14 protein-coding genes are annotated in these 17,206 nt (G+C 70.4%); 13 read left to right on the top strand and 1 reads right to left on the bottom strand.

Annotated features, from left to right (window positions below):
* The first annotated feature begins 13 nt into the window (after positions 1-13).
* The 10 genes from groL (at position 14) to RMN98_RS15395 (ending at position 11,200) form a co-directional block, all read left to right on the top strand.
* Positions 14-1,636, top strand: coding sequence for a chaperonin GroEL (gene groL / locus RMN98_RS15440; protein ID WP_309649708.1), 1,623 nt, complete (start codon positions 14-16; stop codon positions 1,634-1,636).
* A 156-nt stretch (positions 1,637-1,792) separates the two neighbouring features.
* The gene (locus tag RMN98_RS15435) at positions 1,793-2,701 is read left to right on the top strand and encodes a GNAT family N-acetyltransferase (protein ID WP_309649707.1); all 909 of its coding nucleotides are present in this window, start codon (positions 1,793-1,795) and stop codon (positions 2,699-2,701) included.
* 125 nt (positions 2,702-2,826) lie between these two features.
* Positions 2,827-4,329, top strand: coding sequence for an IMP dehydrogenase (guaB, locus tag RMN98_RS15430; RefSeq protein WP_309649706.1), 1,503 nt, complete (start codon positions 2,827-2,829; stop codon positions 4,327-4,329).
* Between the two features lie 11 nt (positions 4,330-4,340).
* On the top strand, positions 4,341-4,994 hold the full coding sequence (locus RMN98_RS15425) for a TetR family transcriptional regulator (protein ID WP_309649705.1): 654 nt from the start codon (positions 4,341-4,343) through the stop codon (positions 4,992-4,994).
* A 43-nt stretch (positions 4,995-5,037) separates the two neighbouring features.
* Positions 5,038-6,144, top strand: a complete 1,107-nt coding sequence (locus tag RMN98_RS15420) for a GuaB3 family IMP dehydrogenase-related protein (RefSeq protein ID WP_309649704.1) — start codon at positions 5,038-5,040, stop codon at positions 6,142-6,144.
* Complete coding sequence (gene rnhA, locus RMN98_RS15415; RefSeq protein ID WP_309649703.1) at positions 6,144-6,650, top strand: ribonuclease HI; 507 nt, start codon at positions 6,144-6,146, stop codon at positions 6,648-6,650. Before RMN98_RS15420 ends, rnhA begins: the two co-directional genes overlap by 1 nt.
* A gap of 60 nt (positions 6,651-6,710) precedes the next feature.
* Positions 6,711-7,844: a phosphotransferase family protein gene (locus RMN98_RS15410; RefSeq protein WP_309649702.1), complete on the top strand. Its 1,134-nt coding sequence runs from the start codon at positions 6,711-6,713 to the stop codon at positions 7,842-7,844.
* A gap of 3 nt (positions 7,845-7,847) precedes the next feature.
* Complete coding sequence (locus RMN98_RS15405; RefSeq protein WP_309649701.1) at positions 7,848-8,969, top strand: hypothetical protein; 1,122 nt, start codon at positions 7,848-7,850, stop codon at positions 8,967-8,969.
* A gap of 62 nt (positions 8,970-9,031) precedes the next feature.
* Positions 9,032-10,477, top strand: a complete 1,446-nt coding sequence (locus RMN98_RS15400; RefSeq protein WP_309649700.1) for an aldehyde dehydrogenase — start codon at positions 9,032-9,034, stop codon at positions 10,475-10,477.
* Between the two features lie 18 nt (positions 10,478-10,495).
* Positions 10,496-11,200 (top strand): hypothetical protein, encoded by a 705-nt coding sequence (locus RMN98_RS15395; RefSeq protein WP_309649699.1) that lies wholly within the window; start codon positions 10,496-10,498, stop codon positions 11,198-11,200.
* 9 nt (positions 11,201-11,209) lie between these two features.
* Here the strand turns inward: RMN98_RS15395 and RMN98_RS15390 are convergent, their stop codons facing one another.
* Positions 11,210-11,725: a hypothetical protein gene (locus RMN98_RS15390; protein WP_309649698.1), complete on the bottom strand. Its 516-nt coding sequence runs from the start codon at positions 11,723-11,725 to the stop codon at positions 11,210-11,212.
* A gap of 119 nt (positions 11,726-11,844) precedes the next feature.
* Between RMN98_RS15390 and RMN98_RS15385 the strand changes: the two genes are divergently transcribed.
* From RMN98_RS15385 to guaA, 3 genes are all read left to right on the top strand, one after another.
* Entirely contained in the window at positions 11,845-13,473 is a 1,629-nt protein-coding gene (locus RMN98_RS15385; protein ID WP_309649697.1) for a succinic semialdehyde dehydrogenase, read from the top strand.
* Positions 13,470-15,197, top strand: coding sequence for a GMC family oxidoreductase (locus tag RMN98_RS15380; RefSeq protein ID WP_309649696.1), 1,728 nt, complete (start codon positions 13,470-13,472; stop codon positions 15,195-15,197). Before RMN98_RS15385 ends, RMN98_RS15380 begins: the two co-directional genes overlap by 4 nt.
* Positions 15,198-15,605: 408 nt before the next feature.
* Complete coding sequence (gene guaA, locus RMN98_RS15375) at positions 15,606-17,189, top strand: glutamine-hydrolyzing GMP synthase (protein WP_309649695.1); 1,584 nt, start codon at positions 15,606-15,608, stop codon at positions 17,187-17,189.
* Positions 17,190-17,206 lie beyond the last annotated feature (17 nt).

The following is a 17,206-nucleotide window of genomic DNA, read 5'->3' as shown; positions in this document are numbered from 1 at the left end:
CTAGAGGAGCACCATGCCCAAGATCCTGGAGTTCGACGAGAACGCCCGTCGCGCGCTCGAGCGCGGCGTCGACGCCCTCGCCAACACCGTCAAGGTGACGCTCGGCCCCAAGGGCCGCTACGTCGTCCTCGACAAGAAGTGGGGCGCGCCGACCATCACGAACGACGGTGTCACCGTCGCCCGTGAGATCGAGCTGGACGACCCGTTCGAGAACCTCGGCGCCCAGCTGACCAAGGAGGTCGCCACCAAGACCAACGACGTCGCCGGTGACGGTACGACGACCGCGACCGTGCTCGCGCAGGCGATGGTCCACGAGGGCCTGCGCGCCGTGGCCGCCGGCGCGAACCCGATGGCGCTCAAGCGCGGCATGGACTCCGCAGCCCAGGCCGTCAGCGACGCGCTGCTCGAGGCCGCGCGCGACGTGGACTCGAAGGAGGACATGGCGTCCGTCGCCACGATCTCCAGCCGCGACTCGCACATCGGCGAGCTGCTCGCCGAGGCCTTCGACAAGGTCGGCAAGGACGGCGTGATCACCGTCGAGGAGTCCAACACCATGGGCACCGAGCTGGAGTTCACCGAGGGCATGCAGTTCGACAAGGGCTACATCTCGGCGTACTTCGTGAGCGACCCCGAGCGGATGGAAGCGGTCCTCGAGGACCCCTACGTCCTGCTGCACCAGGGCAAGATCTCCGCGGTCGCCGACCTGCTCCCGCTGCTCGAGAAGGTCATCGGGGCCGGCAAGTCGCTGTTCATCCTGGCCGAGGACGTCGACGGCGAGGCGCTGTCGACCCTGGTCGTCAACAAGATCCGCGGCACCTTCAACGCGGTCGCCGTCAAGGCTCCCGCCTTCGGTGACCGCCGCAAGGCGATGATGCAGGACATCGCCACCCTCACCGGTGGCCAGGTCATCGCTCCCGAGGTCGGCCTCAAGCTCGACCAGGTGGGTCTCCACGTGCTGGGCACCGCCCGCCGTGTCGTGATCACCACGGACGACACGACCATCATCGACGGCGGAGGCGACTCCGCCGAGGTCGAGGGCCGGGTCAACCAGATCAAGGCCGAGATCGAGAACCCGGACTCCGACTGGGACCGCGAGAAGCTCCAGGAGCGTCTCGCCAAGCTCGCCGGTGGCGTGTGCGTGATCAAGGTCGGCGCTCACACCGAGGTCGAGCTCAAGGAGAAGAAGCACCGCATCGAGGACGCCGTCTCCGCGACGCGCGCCGCGATCGAGGAGGGCATCGTCGCCGGTGGCGGCTCCGCCCTCATCCACGCGGTGAAGGTCCTCGAGGGCGACCTCGGCCTGACCGGTGACGAGGCCGTCGGCGTGCGCATCGTGCGCAAGGCCGCCGACGAGCCGCTGCGCTGGATCGCCGAGAACGGCGGCGTCAACGGCTACGTCGTGACCACCAAGGTCCGTGAGCTCGGTGTCGGCAACGGCTACAACGCCGCGACCGACTCCTACGGCGACCTGGTCGCCCAGGGCGTGCTCGACCCGGTCAAGGTCACCCGCTCGGCCCTCGTCAACGCCAGCTCGATCGCGGGCATGCTGCTCACGACCGAGACGCTGATCGTCGAGAAGCCCGAGGAAGAGGACAACTCTCCCGCGGGCGGCCACGGCCACGGCCACGGTCACTGATCCACCCGCTCCACCCGCCGACCCGTCACAGACTCTGTGGCGGGTCGGTGTCATCTAGGCGAGATCTGTCGGAGACCGAAGCCACGACAGGCATCTGTTGCACGCAGGAAACACGGGCGACGTGGATCGGCAACGCCATCGGGAGACGCTGGCGCCATGTTGTGGAGAGTGCGTGCGACCCTGCCCGAACGACCTGGCGCCCTGGCGGCCCTGGCGGCCGAGTGCGGTGCTGCGGGCGTCAACATCCTCGGTGTGCAGGTGTTCCCGGGCGTCGAGGCGGTGACCGACGAGCTCGTGCTGAGCACCCCGGGGACCTGGGGCGAGTCCGACATCAGCGACCTGGTCGGCCGATCCGGAGGTGCGTCGGTGAGTGCGGCCGTCTGCACGGAGGCCGCCCTGACCGACCAGCCCACCCGTTTCGTCCAGGCGGCGCGCGCGATCCTCGACCGACCCTCGTCGTTCCCGGAGGTCGTCGCGGCACTCTTCGACGCCGACGTGGGGGTGACGGGCACCGCCCAGGACGTCATGGACATGACCGTCGGCGAGGTGCAGGTGCAGATCCGGCGCAGCGCGCCCTTCACGGCCACCGAGCACGCTCGCGGGATGGCCATGGCCGAGCTGGTGAGCGACGTGCTGGGCCGTGAGGCGCACCCGCACCCTGCGGTGGCCATCTCCGACAGTCGACGCCTAGGCACGGGCGGCAGCACGCCGGAGTACGGCGTCCAGGGTCACTCGGTCATCGTGACGATCGACGAGGTGAAGGTCGGGGTCGCGACCGTGCTGCCGGCCGACCCGGCAGAGCCCGGGACGCACGCGGTCGAGCTCGAGGTCGACCCTGCCTGGCAGCGACGCGGGATCGGCACGCGGCTGCTCAGTGACTCGGCCCGACTGGCCGCGGCCCTCGGCGCCGAGGCCGTGCTGCTCACGACGCGCTCGGACAACCAGGCCGTCATGCCGATGGTGATGGCGTCGGGGCTGCGCGGCCGCATCCGCATGGCCGGCGAGGTGCTGACGGTGCGGATCGGCGTGCGCGACCTCAAGCCGCTGACGCCCTGTCGCCCCTGACCCTTCCGGCTCGACCTGCCTCGTGCCGCACCGTCTTGTGAAGGGGTCGTGAATTCTTGCCCGCCCAGCCTGTTGGTGGCCGGCCTCGGGGATCTCGGGGCGGGAGCGAAGACTAGACTGCGATGGTGGAACTCCCCGACAAGTTCGCCGCCCTGGGCCTGACCTACGACGACGTCCTCCTGCTGCCAGGACACTCCGATCTGGCGCCCGACGAGATCGACACGACCTCCAGGCTCACGCGTGAGCTGTCCTTGAAGGTCCCGCTCATCAGCGCCGCCATGGACACCGTCACCGAGTCGCGCATGGCCATCGCGATGGCCCGTGAGGGTGGCATCGGGGTGCTGCACCGCAACCTCTCGATCGAGGACCAGGCCTACCAGGTCGATCTCGTCAAGCGCACCCAGACCGGCATCATCTCCAACCCGGTCACGATCGGTCCGGACGCGACGCTCGAGGACCTCGACCAGCGGTGCGGGGAGTACCGCGTCTCCGGCCTGCCCGTCGTCGACCCCGACGACCGGCTGCTCGGCATCATCACCAACCGCGACCTGAGGTTCACCCCGGTCGCGGAGTGGGCCACCACCAAGGTCGACGAGGTGATGACCCCGATGCCGCTGATCACCGGCCCGGTCGGGATCTCGCGCGACGAGGCCACCCTGCTGCTGCGCAAGCACAAGCGCGAGCGGCTCCCGCTGGTCGACGACCAGGGTCGCCTCGCCGGGCTGATCACGGTCAAGGACTTCGTGAAGTCCGAGCAGTTCCCGAACGCGTCGTACGACGCCGACGGGCGTCTGCTCGTCGGTGCCGCCATCGGCTACTTCGGTGACGCCTGGCATCGCGCCACCACCCTGATCGAGGCGGGGGTCGACGTCCTCGTCGCCGATACCGCCCACGGCTACGTCCGGATGCTGCTGGAGATGGTCGAGCGGCTCAAGAAGGACCCCGCCACCCGCCACGTGCAGGTCATCGGCGGTAACGTCGCCACCCGCGAGGGCGCCCAGGCCTTCGTCGACGTGGGCGCCGACGCGGTCAAGGTCGGGGTCGGACCCGGGTCGATCTGCACCACCCGGGTCGTGACCGGGGTCGGTGCCCCGCAGGTGACCGCGGTCTACGAGGCGTCGCTGGCGGCCAAGCCCGCGGGCGTGCCGGTCATCGCCGACGGCGGCATGAAGCACTCCGGCGAGATCGCCAAGGCCCTGGTCGCCGGGGCCGACACCGTCATGCTCGGCTCGCTCCTGGCCGGCTGCGACGAGAGCCCGGGCGAGCTGGTCTTCGTCAACGGCAAGCAGTTCAAGTCCTACCGCGGCATGGGTTCGCTGGGCGCGATGTCGAGCCGCGGCAAGAAGTCCTACTCCAAGGACCGCTACTTCCAGGCCGAGGTCTCCAGCGACGACAAGATCGTGCCTGAGGGCATCGAGGGCCAGGTCGCCTACCGCGGCCCCCTGGGGGCGGTGGCTCACCAGCTCATCGGCGGGCTCAACCAGTCGATGTTCTACGTCGGCGCCCGCACCATCCCCGAGCTCCAGGAGAAGGGCCGCTTCGTGCGCATCACCTCGGCGTCGTTGACCGAGAGCCACCCGCACGGCGTCCAGATGACCGTCGAAGCCCCCAACTACTCGGGGAGATGAGACGAGGCCAGATGAGCTCGCACCGGGTCCGGCGGCCCTACGACAACACCAAGCGGCAGCAGGCTGCCGAGGAGCGCCAGCAGCGCATCCTCGACGTCGCGTCGCGTCGTTTCGTCGAGCTCGGGTGGACGCGCGCCACCATCGCCGACATCGCTGCCGGCGCCGAGGTGTCCGAGGAGCTCGTCCTCAAGCGCTTCGGGAGCAAGGTCCGCCTGCTCCTGACGGCCTTCCGTCGGGCCGGCTTCGGACCCAACCCCGACCTCGACGCGGCCGTCGGCACGCTCGGCCTCGAGGACCTCGGCACGGTCGAGGAGCGCATCGAGGCCCTCGTCAGCTTCGCCACGGCCGCGCTCGCGGGCCTCGCGCCGCTGGTCCCGGCCCTCAAGCACGCCGCCGACGCCGACCAGGAGGCCGCGGACGTCGTCAAGGGGCTGCAGCAGGGCCGGTTGGCCACGTCGCGCCGGATGGCGGCCCTGCTGCTCGGCGTCGACGAGGAGGTCGTCGACACCCACGAGGGGCTGGCGGAGACGATCTACGCGCTCACCACGGGCGAGTGCTACCTGGCGTTCACCGTCGAGCTCGGTCGGCCCGCGTCGACGTACGCCGTGTGGTTGCGCAACGGCCTGCACGACATCGTCCGGCGCTACGGCTACAGCAGCGACTGACGCGCCGGCGGGGTCGCGCAGCCGGCTCTAGTAGCCTGCGCCGGTGACCGAGATCGAGATCGGACGCGCCAAGCGCGCCCGCCGTGCCTTTTCCTTCGACGACATCGCCATCGTGCCGTCGCGCCGCACGCGTGACCCCGAAGAGGTCAGCATCGACTGGCAGATCGACGCCTACCGCTTCTCGCTGCCGGTCCTCGCGGCCCCGATGGACTCGGTCATGTCACCCGAGACCGCGATCGCCCTGGGCCGCTTCGGAGGCCTCGGGGTCCTCAACCTCGAGGGACTGTGGACCCGCTACGAGGACCCGCTCTCGCTGCTCGAGGAGGTCTCCGGGCTGCGCGGCGTCGACGCGACGGCGCGGATGCAGGAGATCTACACCGAGCCGGTCAAGGCCGAGCTGATCACCGAGCGGTTGCGCGAGGTGCGCGAGGCCGGCGTCACGGTCGCCGGCTCGCTCTCCCCGCAGCGCACCAAGGAGTTCGCCAAGGTCGTCGTCGACGCCGGCGTCGACATGTTCGTCATCCGGGGCACCACGGTCAGCGCCGAGCACGTCTCCTCGCAGGCGGAGCCGCTCAACCTCAAGGAGTTCATCTACGAGCTCGACGTGCCGGTCATCGTGGGCGGCTGCGCCACCCACCAGGCGGCGCTGCACCTGATGCGCACCGGCGCGGCGGGCGTGCTCGTGGGCTTCGGTGGGGGAGCGGCCCACACCACCCGCACCGTGCTCGGTGTCGCGGTCCCCATGGCGTCCGCGGTCGCCGACGTGGCCGCCGCCCGGCGTGACTACCTCGACGAGTCCGGTGGTCGCTACGTCCACGTCATCGCCGACGGCTCCATCGGCAAGTCCGGCGACATCGCCAAGGCGATCGCCTGCGGAGCCGACGCGGTCATGGTGGGCTCGCCGCTCGCGCGGGCCACCGACGCCCCGGGTCGCGGCTTCCACTGGGGCGCCGAGGCCCACCACGCCGACCTCCCGCGCGGCCAGCGCGTCGAGTTCGAGCAGGTCGGCAGCCTGGAGGAGGTCCTGTTCGGGCCCTCCCGGGTCGCCGACGGCACGATGAACCTCATCGGCGCGCTCAAGCGCTCGATGGCCACCACCGGCTACACCGACCTCAAGGAGTTCCAGCGGGTCGAGGTCGTCGTCGAGTAGTGAGCACCGTCCCCGAGACCGCACCCGCTGCAGGCGGGCCGCCCGTCGTGATCCACACCGACGGCGCCTGCATCCCCAACCCCGGCCCGGGTGGGTGGGGCGCGATCCTGCGTCAGGGCAGCCACGAGCTGGAGATATGTGGCGGCGAGGCCGGGGAGACCACCAACAACCGCATGGAGCTGACGGCCCCGATCCGGGCGCTGGGCATGCTCAAGCGGCGCTCGGTCGTCGAGATCCACACCGACAGCACCTACGTGCGCAACGGCATCATGACGTGGGTCCAGGGCTGGTCCCGCAACGGCTGGAGGACCTCGGCCAAGCAGCCGGTGAAGAACGTAGACCTCTGGCAGCTGCTCGTGGCGGCGTGCGAGGAGCACGACGTCGAGTGGCACTGGGTCAAGGGCCACGCAGGGCACCCCGACAACGAGCTGGCCGACCGACTGGCGGCCCGCGGCCTCACCGAGGCGGTCGAGGCCGCGCGCGGCCCGGCCGCCATTGACAACTAGAACACGTTCCAGTGATGCTGACACCTGTCAACTTGAGACCTACGTCACAGGAGTCAGCGCGTGACCCAGGCACCCCCGCCCGCCGACATGAAGCTCCAACGCTCGAGCCGGGACGCCGCCACGGTCCCCGCCCTGCTGGCCGACTGGTTGGCCACCCTGCTGCCGGCCGGCGCCGACCCGCACGTCGTGCTCCACTCCGGCATCGACGCCAACGGGATGTCGTCGGAGACGATGATCCTCGACGCGACCTGGACCGAGGACGGCGAGCCGCGACGCGGTGAGTTTGTCGCCCGGGTGGCGCCGGCCGCCGCCGACTTCCCGGTCTTCCCGTCCTACGCCCTCCAGGAGCAGTACGACGCCATGCGGCTCGTCGGTGAGCTCACCGACGTGCCCGTCCCCGCCGTGCGCTGGATGGAGCCGACCGGCTCGGTGCTCGGCACGCCGTTCTTCCTGATGGACCGGGTCGACGGGGTGATCCCGCAGGACGTGCTGCCCTACAACTTCGGCGACAACTGGCTCCACGACGCCGACCACGCCGACCAGCGTCGACTGCAGGACCGCACCGTCGAGGTGATCGCCGCGCTGCACGCGATCCCCGACGCCGGCTCGACGTTCGCCTTCCTGGACCCGCACCAGGCGGGGGACACCCCGCTGGCGCGCAACCTGGCCCGCACCCGCGCGTGGTACGACTTCGCGGTCCCCGACATCGGTCGCTCGCCGCTCGCCGAGCGGGGTCTGGCCTGGCTCGAGGAGCACCTCGCCGAGGCCGAGACGGGCGAGACCGTGCTGTGCTGGGGCGACTCGCGCGTGGGCAACGTGATCTACCGCGACTTCACCCCCGTGGCCGTCCTCGACTGGGAGATGGCGGCCATCGGTCCCCGCGAGCTCGACCTCTCGTGGATCGTCTTCGCCCACCGGGTCTTCGAGTCGATCACCGGGATGCTCGAGCTGCCCGGGATGCCGCACTTCCTCCGGGAGGAGGACATCGTCGCGACCTACGAGCAGGCCAGCGGCGCCAGGGTCGGGGACCTCACCTGGTACCACGTCTACAACGCCGTGCAGTGGTGCATCGTCTTCATGCGCACCGGGGCCCGGTCCATCCACTTCGGGGAGATCGAGCGTCCCGACGACATCGAGACCCTGATGCACCACAAGCCGCTGATGGAGTCGATCCTCGACGGGGCGGGTGCCTGAGCCATGGTCGGACCGCTCGACGAGTACCCCATACACCAGCTGCCGCTCCCGGTCACCTGGGCCGGCTCCAGCGACCGCAACTTCTACGACCGCTGCTACTTCAACGCCCACGACCGCACCGGCGACATCTTCGTCATCACCGGCGCCGGCTTCTATCCCAACCTGGGCACCAAGGACGCCTTCGTGCTGGTGCGGCGGGGGGACGAGCAGACCGCGGTCCATCTCTCCGACGCACTCGACCCGCAGGGCAACGACCGTCTCGACCAGCACATCGGTGCCTACCGCATCGAGGTCGTCGAGCCCCTGCAGAAGCTGCGCCTGGTGCTCGAGGAGACCGAGGGGGTCGCGATGGACCTCACCTGGGAGGGGCTCTTCCCCGTGCTCCAGGAGGAGCGGCACGTCATGCGCGCCGAGTCGCGCGTGACGCTGGACGCCCAACGCTTCGCCCAGGTCGGCACCTGGGAGGGCACGCTCAGCATCGACGGGACCGACGTCGCGGTCACCCCCGACACCTGGATCGGCACCCGCGACCGCTCGTGGGGCATCCGACCGGTCGGTGAGGCCGTGCCGGCCGGCGCACCGCCGGTCCCGGAGTTCGAGGGGATGTGGTGGCTCTACGTCCCGATGGCCTTCGAGGACTTCGCGATCATCCTGATCCTCCAGGAGGACCCGTCGGGCTATCGCGGGCTCAACGACTGCACCCGGGTGTGGAAGGACGGGCGGGTCGAGCAGCTCGGCTGGCCCCACGTCACCATCCACTACGCCTCCGGCACCCGGGTCCCCACGGGCGCGACCATCACCTGCACCACCCCTCGCGGTGAGACCCTGCGTCTCGAGGTCGAGTCGAAGCTGGCCGTGCCGATCCACGTCGGTGGTGGCTACGGCGGCGACTCCGACTGGACGCACGGCATGTGGAAGGGCCCGGCGTTCACCGAGCGCCTCACCTACGACGTGACCGCACCCGAGGTCGCCGGCCGGGTGATGTTCGGCGTGATCGACCACGTCGGCCGGGCCACCTGTGAAGGCCCTGACGGCACCGCAGAGGGATGGGGCCTCTTCGAGCACGGGGCCCTCGGTCGGCACGACCCCAGCGGCTTCGCCGACTGGTTCGACCTGGCCCCCTGATCGTTGCCCCTCGCCCTGGCCCTGCCCTTGCCCTTGATCCAGCCCCACCTGAGGAGACACCCGTGACTCTCGACCGCGACGCGTTCTACATCGACGGCGGCTGGGCCGCCCCGGTCGGCAGCGACCTGCTCCAGGTCGTCTCGCCGCACAGCGAGGAGGTCGTGGCGATCGTCCCCGAGGGGAGCGTCGGCGACATCGACGCCGCCGTGGCCGCCGCCCGCCGTGCCTTCGACCAGGGGCCGTGGCCGCGGATGTCACCGGCCGAGCGGATCGCGGTGATCGAGGCCTTCTCGATGCTCTACGCGGGCCGGCTGGGCGAGATGGCCGACCTCATCACGACCGAGATGGGCTCGCCGACCTCGTTCTCCAACCTCGCGCAGGCTCCGGCGCCGTGGATGCAGATCGAGGCGTTCCTGACGATCGCACGGGAGTACCCCTGGGAGTCGACGCGCGTCGGCAACCTCGGGACCCCGGTCATGGTGCGCCACGAGCCGGTCGGTGTGGTCGCGGCGATCCCGCCGTGGAACGTCCCGCAGTTCACGATCATGTCCAAGGTGATCCCGGCGCTGCTCGCCGGCTGCACGGTCGTGGTCAAGCCCGCGCCCGAGACCCCGCTCGACACCTACCTGATGGCCGAGCTGCTGCAGGAGGCCGGCGTTCCGGCCGGCGTCGTCAACATCGTCACCGCCGGTCGCGAGGTCGGCGAGCACCTGGTCAGCCACCCCGGCATCGACAAGGTGGCCTTCACGGGCTCCACGGCCGCCGGTCGCAAGATCGCCGCGATCTGCGGGGACCAGCTCAAACGGGTCAGCCTCGAGCTCGGCGGCAAGTCGGCCGCGATCGTGCTCGACGACGCCGACCTCGCCAAGACCATCGAGGGGCTGAAGTTCACCGCCCTGATGAACTCCGGGCAGGCCTGCGTCGCCCAGACCCGGATCCTGGCCAGCCGCGCCAACTACGCCACCGTCGTCGACGCGCTCGCCGAGGCGGTCGGCGCGATGGTGGTGGGCGACCCCGCCGACCCGGCCACCGAGATCGGCCCGATGGTCGCGCAGCGGCAGCAGGAGCGGGTCGAGAAGTACATCGCGCTCGGCCAGGAGGAGGGTGCCCGCATCGTCACCGGCGGCAACGGCATGCCCGACGGTCTCGACAGGGGCTGGTACGTCCGGCCCACGGTCTTCGCCGACGTCGACAACTCGATGCGCATCGCGCAGGAGGAGATCTTCGGGCCGGTCCTCTCCGTCATCGCCTACGACGACGTCGACGACGCGGTGCGCATCGCCAACGACTCCGACTACGGGCTCGCCGGCACGGTGTGGACCGGCGACCAGGAGGCTGGTCTCGACGTCGCTCGCCGCGTCCGGGCCGGCACCTACGGCGTCAACACCTACACGATGGACTTCGCCGCGCCCTTCGGCGGCTTCAAGGCCTCCGGCATCGGCCGCGAGTTCGGCGCCGAGGGACTGGGCCAGTACACCGAGCTGAAATCGGTGTACCTCGAGGGCTGAGCCGGGGACCATGGCGACATGGACGACCTCTCGGGAGTGCCCGGCGCCGAGCTGACGTCGCGGCTGTGGTGGATCGGGCTCGACTCCTGGATCCTCCAGGACGGCAACTACACCGACGTCGCCGTCGGCGAGCGCCGGCAGTTCGCCCTCGAGCTCGGCTATCGACGTGCCGCTCGTCTGGTCGTCCCGCCCGACCACGAGCGCACGCCGCGCTGCGCCCACACCGGACGGGGCACGTCGTACCACGTGGTGGGGGAGCTGGTGCGCAGCTTCCCCGAGCCTCGTGGAGGTGCGTTCGTGCTCGACGTGGGGTTGCTGGCCTACACGCAGTGGATGGTGCTGGACGACCTCGAGCCGCCGGTCGCCGGCACCTGGCTGAGGGGTGACATCCACCTGTCCGTCGACCCGTTCTTCTTCATGGACGACCTGCATGCGCTGCCCGACATGCCCGCGCTGATCTACACGTGGACGGTCGAGGAGGTGCAGCTCGACCTCACGCCCCAGGTCCTGGTGCACCCCGGGGACCCGCGCCACGAGATCCCGGCGCGAGAGGGGCCCGTGCGGGTGCGCGACGTGTCACGTGAGGCGTGGCGCTCGGTCGGTCGCACCCGGGCGTGGGAGGAGGACGGCAGCTACCGCCTGGGCTGCCGCCTCGAGGCGTTGGCACCCGTGAGCACGATGCCGGGCGACCCTCGAGCGGCGCGCGGACCCCTGCCGGGCTGAGGGCAGGCCTCAGAGACGCTGGATCGGGCCGGTCTGCTGGGCGGGAGCGCCGAGCTTCTCGCGCAGGTGGGACGTGCCGCCCGCGCGCTCCAGGCTGGCCTGGACCTTGCTGATCGTGCGCTCACGCGGGAAGGCGTGGAAGGCCAGCAGCACGAGCGCGAGCAGCGCCCCGGTGAGGTAGGCGACGTACTCGCCCCGCGTCACGATGAACGCGGCTGCGACGGAGACGATGGCGACCGACTCCGCGAGCACCATCCGCAGGATGGTCGTGCTGGAGAACGCGGCCGCGGACTTCGTGGCGGCCTGGTCCGGGGGAGTGCCGGGGGCGATGGCCGGAGTGCGGTAGCCCACGGCCGTCAGCAGCAGGTGGATCGCCAGTGCGGCGACCACCTGGGCGCCGAGCAACCAGGCGGGCGGCACGTCGTAGGCGGTCTCGCTGGTGCCGAGCACGAAGTAGAGCGCGAGGGCGAAGAAGAACAGGGTGGAGGCGACGGAGAGGACGACCGTGCGCAGGGTGATGAGCATGGGACTGGTCTACCCCAGCGACGCCGTGGGCACGCTTGACATGCCAGCCCGGTGTGTAAAGCCCCACATTTCGATACCAATCGGTAGGCAGGGAGACGCCGCTCACATACTCTCGGTACATGAGTGACCAGAGCCCCACTCCCTCCGGCGGGGTCAACCCGCTCACCGAGGGGCCGGCCGATCCCGAGCACGACCCGACCGCGTCCTACGCCCTCGAGCCCGAGTACGTCGATGCGCTCACCGCCCGGCTGCTCGCGACGACCGGCACGACCGCCGCGGTCTTCTCGCCGCTCAACGGCGCGCCGCTGGCCAACATCCCGCAGTCGAGCGACGCCGACGTGGCCGAGGCCTTCGTGCGCGCCCGGCGCGCGCAGGCCGTCTGGGCCCGCACCACCGTCGACGAGCGCGCCGCCATGCTGATGCGCCTGCACGACCTGGTGCTCGACCGCCAGGACGAGATCATCGACCTGATCGTGTGGGAGTCGGGCAAGGCCCGCAAGCACGCCTTCGACGAGCCACTGCACATCGCGCTCACCGCGCGCTACTACGGTCGCACCGCCCACCAGCACCTCGACACCCAGCGCAAGCTCGGCGTCGTCCCGGGCCTGACGCGGGTCGAGGTCAACCGCGTTCCGAAGGGTGTCGTCGGCATCATCTCGCCCTGGAACTACCCCTTCACCATGGCGCTCTGCGACGGCCTGCCCGCCCTGCTCGCCGGCAACGCCGTGGTCGCCAAGCCCGACGCCCAGACGATGCTCTCGGCGCTGCTGGCCAAGGAGCTGCTGGAGGACGCCGGCTTCCCGCAGGACCTGTGGCAGGTCGTCGCCGGCCCCGGGTCCACCATCGGCCCGTCGATCATCAGCCGCGCCGACTACGTCTGCTTCACCGGCTCGACCGCGACCGGCAAGCGCGTGGCGGCCGGCTGCGCCGAGCGGCTGATCGGCTGCTCGCTCGAGCTCGGCGGCAAGAACCCCCTCCTGGTCCTGCGTGACGCCGACCTCGAGAAGGCTGCCGAGGGTGCGGTGCGGGCGTCGTTCTCCAACGCCGGCCAGCTGTGCGTCTCCATGGAGCGGATGTTCGTCGCCGACCAGGTCTACGACCGGTTCGTCGAGCGCTTCGTGGCGCGCACCGAGGCCATGACCCTGGGCGCCACGCTCGACTGGGGCAACGACATGGGCTCGCTGATCTCCCAGGACCAGCTCGACACCGTGGTCGCCCACGTCGAGGATGCGGTCGCCAAGGGCGCCCGCGTGCTCGCCGGTGGTCGGGCCCGTCCCGACCTGGGCCCGTTCTTCTTCGAGCCGACGATCCTCGAGGGCGTCACCCCCGACATGACGTGCTTCGGGCACGAGACGTTCGGGCCGGTGATCGCGCTCTACCGCTTCCACGACGAGGCCGACGCGGTCGCCCGCGCCAACGACGGCGACTACGGCCTCAACGCCTCCATCTACAGCCAGGACGGTGCCCGGGCCCGGGCGATCGCGCGTCACATCAAGTGCGGCACCGTCAACATCAACGAGGCCTTCGGTGCCACCTTCGCGAGCATCGACTCGCCGATGGGTGGCATGCGCGAGTCCGGCATGGGTCGCCGGCAGGGCAGCGAGGGCATCCACCGCTACACCGAGAGCCAGGCCGTGGCGACGCAGCGGTTGATCCGTTTCGCGCCGATGCTCGGGATGTCCGACGAGGCCTACGCCAAGGTGATGACCGCCAACCTCCGACTGATGAAGAAGCTGGGACGAGCATGAGCAACGACAACACCTACGACTACGACGTCCTGGTGATCGGGTCCGGCTTCGGCGGGTCCGTCTCCGCCCTGCGCCTGACCGAGAAGGGCTACAAGGTCGGCGTCATCGAGGCCGGCCCCCGCTTCGAGGACAAGGACTTCTCCCAGGGCACCCTCGACATCAAGAGCTACCTGTGGGCCCCGGCCCTGGGTTGCTACGGCATCCAGCGCATCGACGCGCTGCGTGACACCCTGATCGTCGCCGGCGCCGGTGTCGGCGGCGGGTCGCTCGTCTACGCCAACACGCTCTACGAGCCGCTCGAGCAGTTCTACGCCGACCCGCAGTGGTCCGGCATCACGGACTGGAAGGACGAGCTGGCGCCCTACTACGACCAGGCCAAGCGGATGCTCGGCGTCGTGGAGAACCCCGTCCGCACCCCGGCCGACGACGTGATGGAGAAGGTCGCCAACGACATGGGGGTGGGCGACACCTTCCACCCGACCCCGGTCGGCGTGTTCTTCGGCGGCCCCGGCCAGCAGCCCGGCGAGACGACCGCCGACCCCTTCTTCGGTGGGGAGGGTCCCGAGCGCAACGCCTGCATCAACTGCGGCGAGTGCATGTCGGGCTGTCGTCACAACGCCAAGAACACCCTGGTCAAGAACTACCTCTACCTCGCCGAGAAGCGCGGCGCCCGGGTGATGCCGCTGAGCACCGTCACCCGCGTGCGTCCGCGCACGGGTGGTGGTTACGAGGTGACGATCAAGTACACCAAGGCCAAGCGCGCCACCGCCGCGACCACCCGCAAGCTCACGGCCGAGCACGTCGTCTTCGCGGCGGCCTCGCTGGGCACCCAGAAGCTGCTGCACCGGATGAAGGACGAGGGCTGGCTGCCCGCGCTCTCGAGCCGCCTCGGTTACCTCTCGCGCACCAACTCCGAGTCCATCCTCGGGGCGATCGCGCCGTCCAAGGACACGACCGACTACTCCTACGGCGTGGCGATCACCTCCAGCTTCCACCCCGACGAGCACACGCACATCGAGCCCTGCCGCTACGGCAAGGGCTTCAACACGATGGCGTTGATGCAGACGGTCCTGACCGACGGTGACGGCGACGAGCCCCGCTGGAAGACCTGGGCCAAGACGATGTGGACCGAGAAGAAGAACCTCTTCGAGCTCTACGACCTCAAGCACTGGTCGGAGCGCACCGTCATCGCCCTGGTCATGCAGAGCCTCGACAACTCCATCACCACCTACGGCAAGCGCAACAAGGTCACCGGCCGCTGGCACATGACCTCCAAGCAGGGCCACGGCGCTCCCAACCCGACCTGGATCCCGGTCGCCAACGAGGCCGTACGACGCATCGCGGGCATCCTGGGCGGCACCGCCGGCGGCAACGTCGGTGAGCCGTTCAACATGCCGCTGACCGCCCACTTCATCGGCGGTTGCGCCATCGGCACGGACGCCGACAACGGTGTGGTCGACCCCTACCAGCGGGTGTTCAACTACCCCGGGCTGCACGTCGCGGACGGGTCGGCCATCTCGGCCAACCTCGGGGTCAACCCGTCGCTGACGATCACCGCCCAGGCGGAGCGGGCGATGGCGCTGTGGCCCAACAAGGGCGAGCCCGACCCGCGTCCGATGCTCGGCACCGACTACGAACGGATCGCCCCTGTGGCGCCGGTCGCGCCCGTCGTACCGGCCAGCGCTCCCGGTGCCCTGCGCCTGCCGATCGTCCAGGTCACCTGAACGCGGCGATCCCGGTCTAGACCAAGACCCGATTGGTCGGGCCGGGGCCGTAACCGGGGCTGGGCGGGCTCGTTGAACGCTTCGGAACCGGCACTCATGCTCCCTCCCAATCGCCGGTTCCATCGGTCCAGGCGCTGTCCAACAGTCTGCGTGGACGATCAGGGCCCGGCCACCCTCCCTCCCCGGCCGGGCCCTGGTGCATTTCCGAGACTGTTGCCTCCGAGCGAGCTCGGAGGCAACAGATCATCGAGGAGGTCGAGCCGGCCCGAGCCGGCGGAGCGAAGCGACGCAGGCTCGACGGCCGCGTCGAGACCGGTCGGTCGAGCTGTGTCCGTCCGGCCCGCGCGCGTCGTACCAGCGCAGGAACCGGTGGCTGAGGCACCCCGCGCCCGCCGATAGGATCGCCGCATGACGCAGGCTGCGGAGCACGATCTGGTCCTGGTGGTCGACTTCGGGGCGCAGTACGCCCAGCTGATCGCCCGCCGCGTTCGCGAGGCACGGGTCTACTCCGAGATCGTCCCGCACCACCTCCCCGTGGAGGAGATGCTGGCGCGCAAGCCGAAGGCGATCATCCTGTCCGGCGGGCCGTCCTCGGTCTACGCCGACGGGGCGCCGAGGATCGACACCGCGATCTTCACGTCCGGGACCCCGGTCTTCGGCATGTGCTACGGCTTCCAGCTGATGGCGCAGGGCCTCGGCGGGACCGTCGCCCACTCGGGCGCGCGGGAGTACGGCCGCACGGCCGTCTCCCTCGGCGAGCCCGGCACCCTGCTCGCCGGCATCCCGGGTGACCACGTCGTGTGGATGTCGCACGGAGACTCCGTCACCGAGGCGCCCGAGGGCTTCTCCGTCCTCGCCTCCACCGCAGCCACCCCGGTCGCGGCCTTCGAGGACGTCGACCGCGGGCTGGCCGGGGTGCAGTGGCACCCCGAGGTGCTGCACTCCGAGCACGGGCAGCAGGTCCTCGAGCACTTCCTGCACGACATCGCCGGCTGCCGCCAGACCTGGACGATGGTCAACATCGTCGAGGAGGAGATCGCCAAGATCCAGGCGCAGATCGGCGAGCGTGGCCAGGCCATCTGCGGCCTCTCCGGCGGCGTCGACTCCGCCGTCGCGGCCGCCATCGTGCAGCGCGCCATCGGTGACCGGCTCACCTGCGTCTACGTCGACCACGGGCTGATGCGCCAGGGCGAGACCGAGCAGGTCGAGCGCGACTTCGTCGCCGCCACGGGCGTGGACCTGGTCGTCGTCGACGCCGAGAAGCAGTTCCTCGACGCGCTCGCCGGGGTCGTCGACCCCGAGGAGAAGCGCAAGGTCATCGGCCGGGAGTTCATCCGCACCTTCGAGGCCGCCGAGGCCGAGATCCTCGCCGACGCCGTCTCCGGCGACGACGGCGACAAGGTCGCCTTCCTGGTGCAGGGCACGCTCTACCCCGACGTCGTCGAGTCGGGCGGGGGAGCGGGCACCTCCACCATCAAGTCCCACCACAACGTCGGCGGCCTGCCCGACGACCTCGAGTTCGAGCTGGTCGAGCCGCTGCGCACGCTCTTCAAGGACGAGGTGCGCCTGGTCGGCGAGCAGCTGGGCCTGCCCGCCGAGATCGTGCACCGCCAGCCGTTCCCCGGCCCCGGCCTGGGCATCCGGATCATCGGCGAGGTCACCCGCGAGCGTCTCGACATCCTGCGCCAGGCTGACGCGATCGCCCGCGAGGAGCTGACCCGCGCCGGTCTCGACCGCGACATCTGGCAGATGCCGGTCGTGCTGCTGGCCGACGTACGCTCCGTCGGCGTGCAGGGCGACGGTCGCACCTACGGGCACCCGGTCGTCCTGCGACCGGTCACCTCCGAGGACGCGATGACCGCTGACTGGGCGCGCCTGCCCTTCGACCTGATGGAGCGCATCTCCACGCGCATCACCAACGAGGTCAGCGAGATCAACCGCGTCACCGTCGACATCACCTCCAAGCCGCCGGGCACGATCGAGTGGGAGTAGTCCGGGCCGCATGCGTC

Source organism: Nocardioides sp. (assembly GCF_031397825.1).
In the GTDB taxonomy this organism is placed as follows: Bacteria; Actinomycetota; Actinomycetes; order Propionibacteriales; family Nocardioidaceae; genus Nocardioides.
This window is presented reverse-complemented; position numbering and strand designations above follow the sequence as displayed.

Coding starts and splice junctions, on each gene's coding strand:
- groL (WP_309649708.1), top strand. CDS start 14: ATGCCCAAGATCCTGGAGTTCGACGAGAACGCCCGTCGCGCGCTCGAG.
- RMN98_RS15395 (WP_309649699.1), top strand. CDS start 10,496: ATGGACGACCTCTCGGGAGTGCCCGGCGCCGAGCTGACGTCGCGGCTG.
- RMN98_RS15435 (WP_309649707.1), top strand. CDS start 1,793: ATGTTGTGGAGAGTGCGTGCGACCCTGCCCGAACGACCTGGCGCCCTG.
- RMN98_RS15405 (WP_309649701.1), top strand. CDS start 7,848: ATGGTCGGACCGCTCGACGAGTACCCCATACACCAGCTGCCGCTCCCG.
- RMN98_RS15380 (WP_309649696.1), top strand. CDS start 13,470: ATGAGCAACGACAACACCTACGACTACGACGTCCTGGTGATCGGGTCC.
- guaA (WP_309649695.1), top strand. CDS start 15,606: ATGACGCAGGCTGCGGAGCACGATCTGGTCCTGGTGGTCGACTTCGGG.
- RMN98_RS15385 (WP_309649697.1), top strand. CDS start 11,845: ATGAGTGACCAGAGCCCCACTCCCTCCGGCGGGGTCAACCCGCTCACC.
- RMN98_RS15425 (WP_309649705.1), top strand. CDS start 4,341: ATGAGCTCGCACCGGGTCCGGCGGCCCTACGACAACACCAAGCGGCAG.
- RMN98_RS15390 (WP_309649698.1), bottom strand. CDS start 11,725: ATGCTCATCACCCTGCGCACGGTCGTCCTCTCCGTCGCCTCCACCCTG.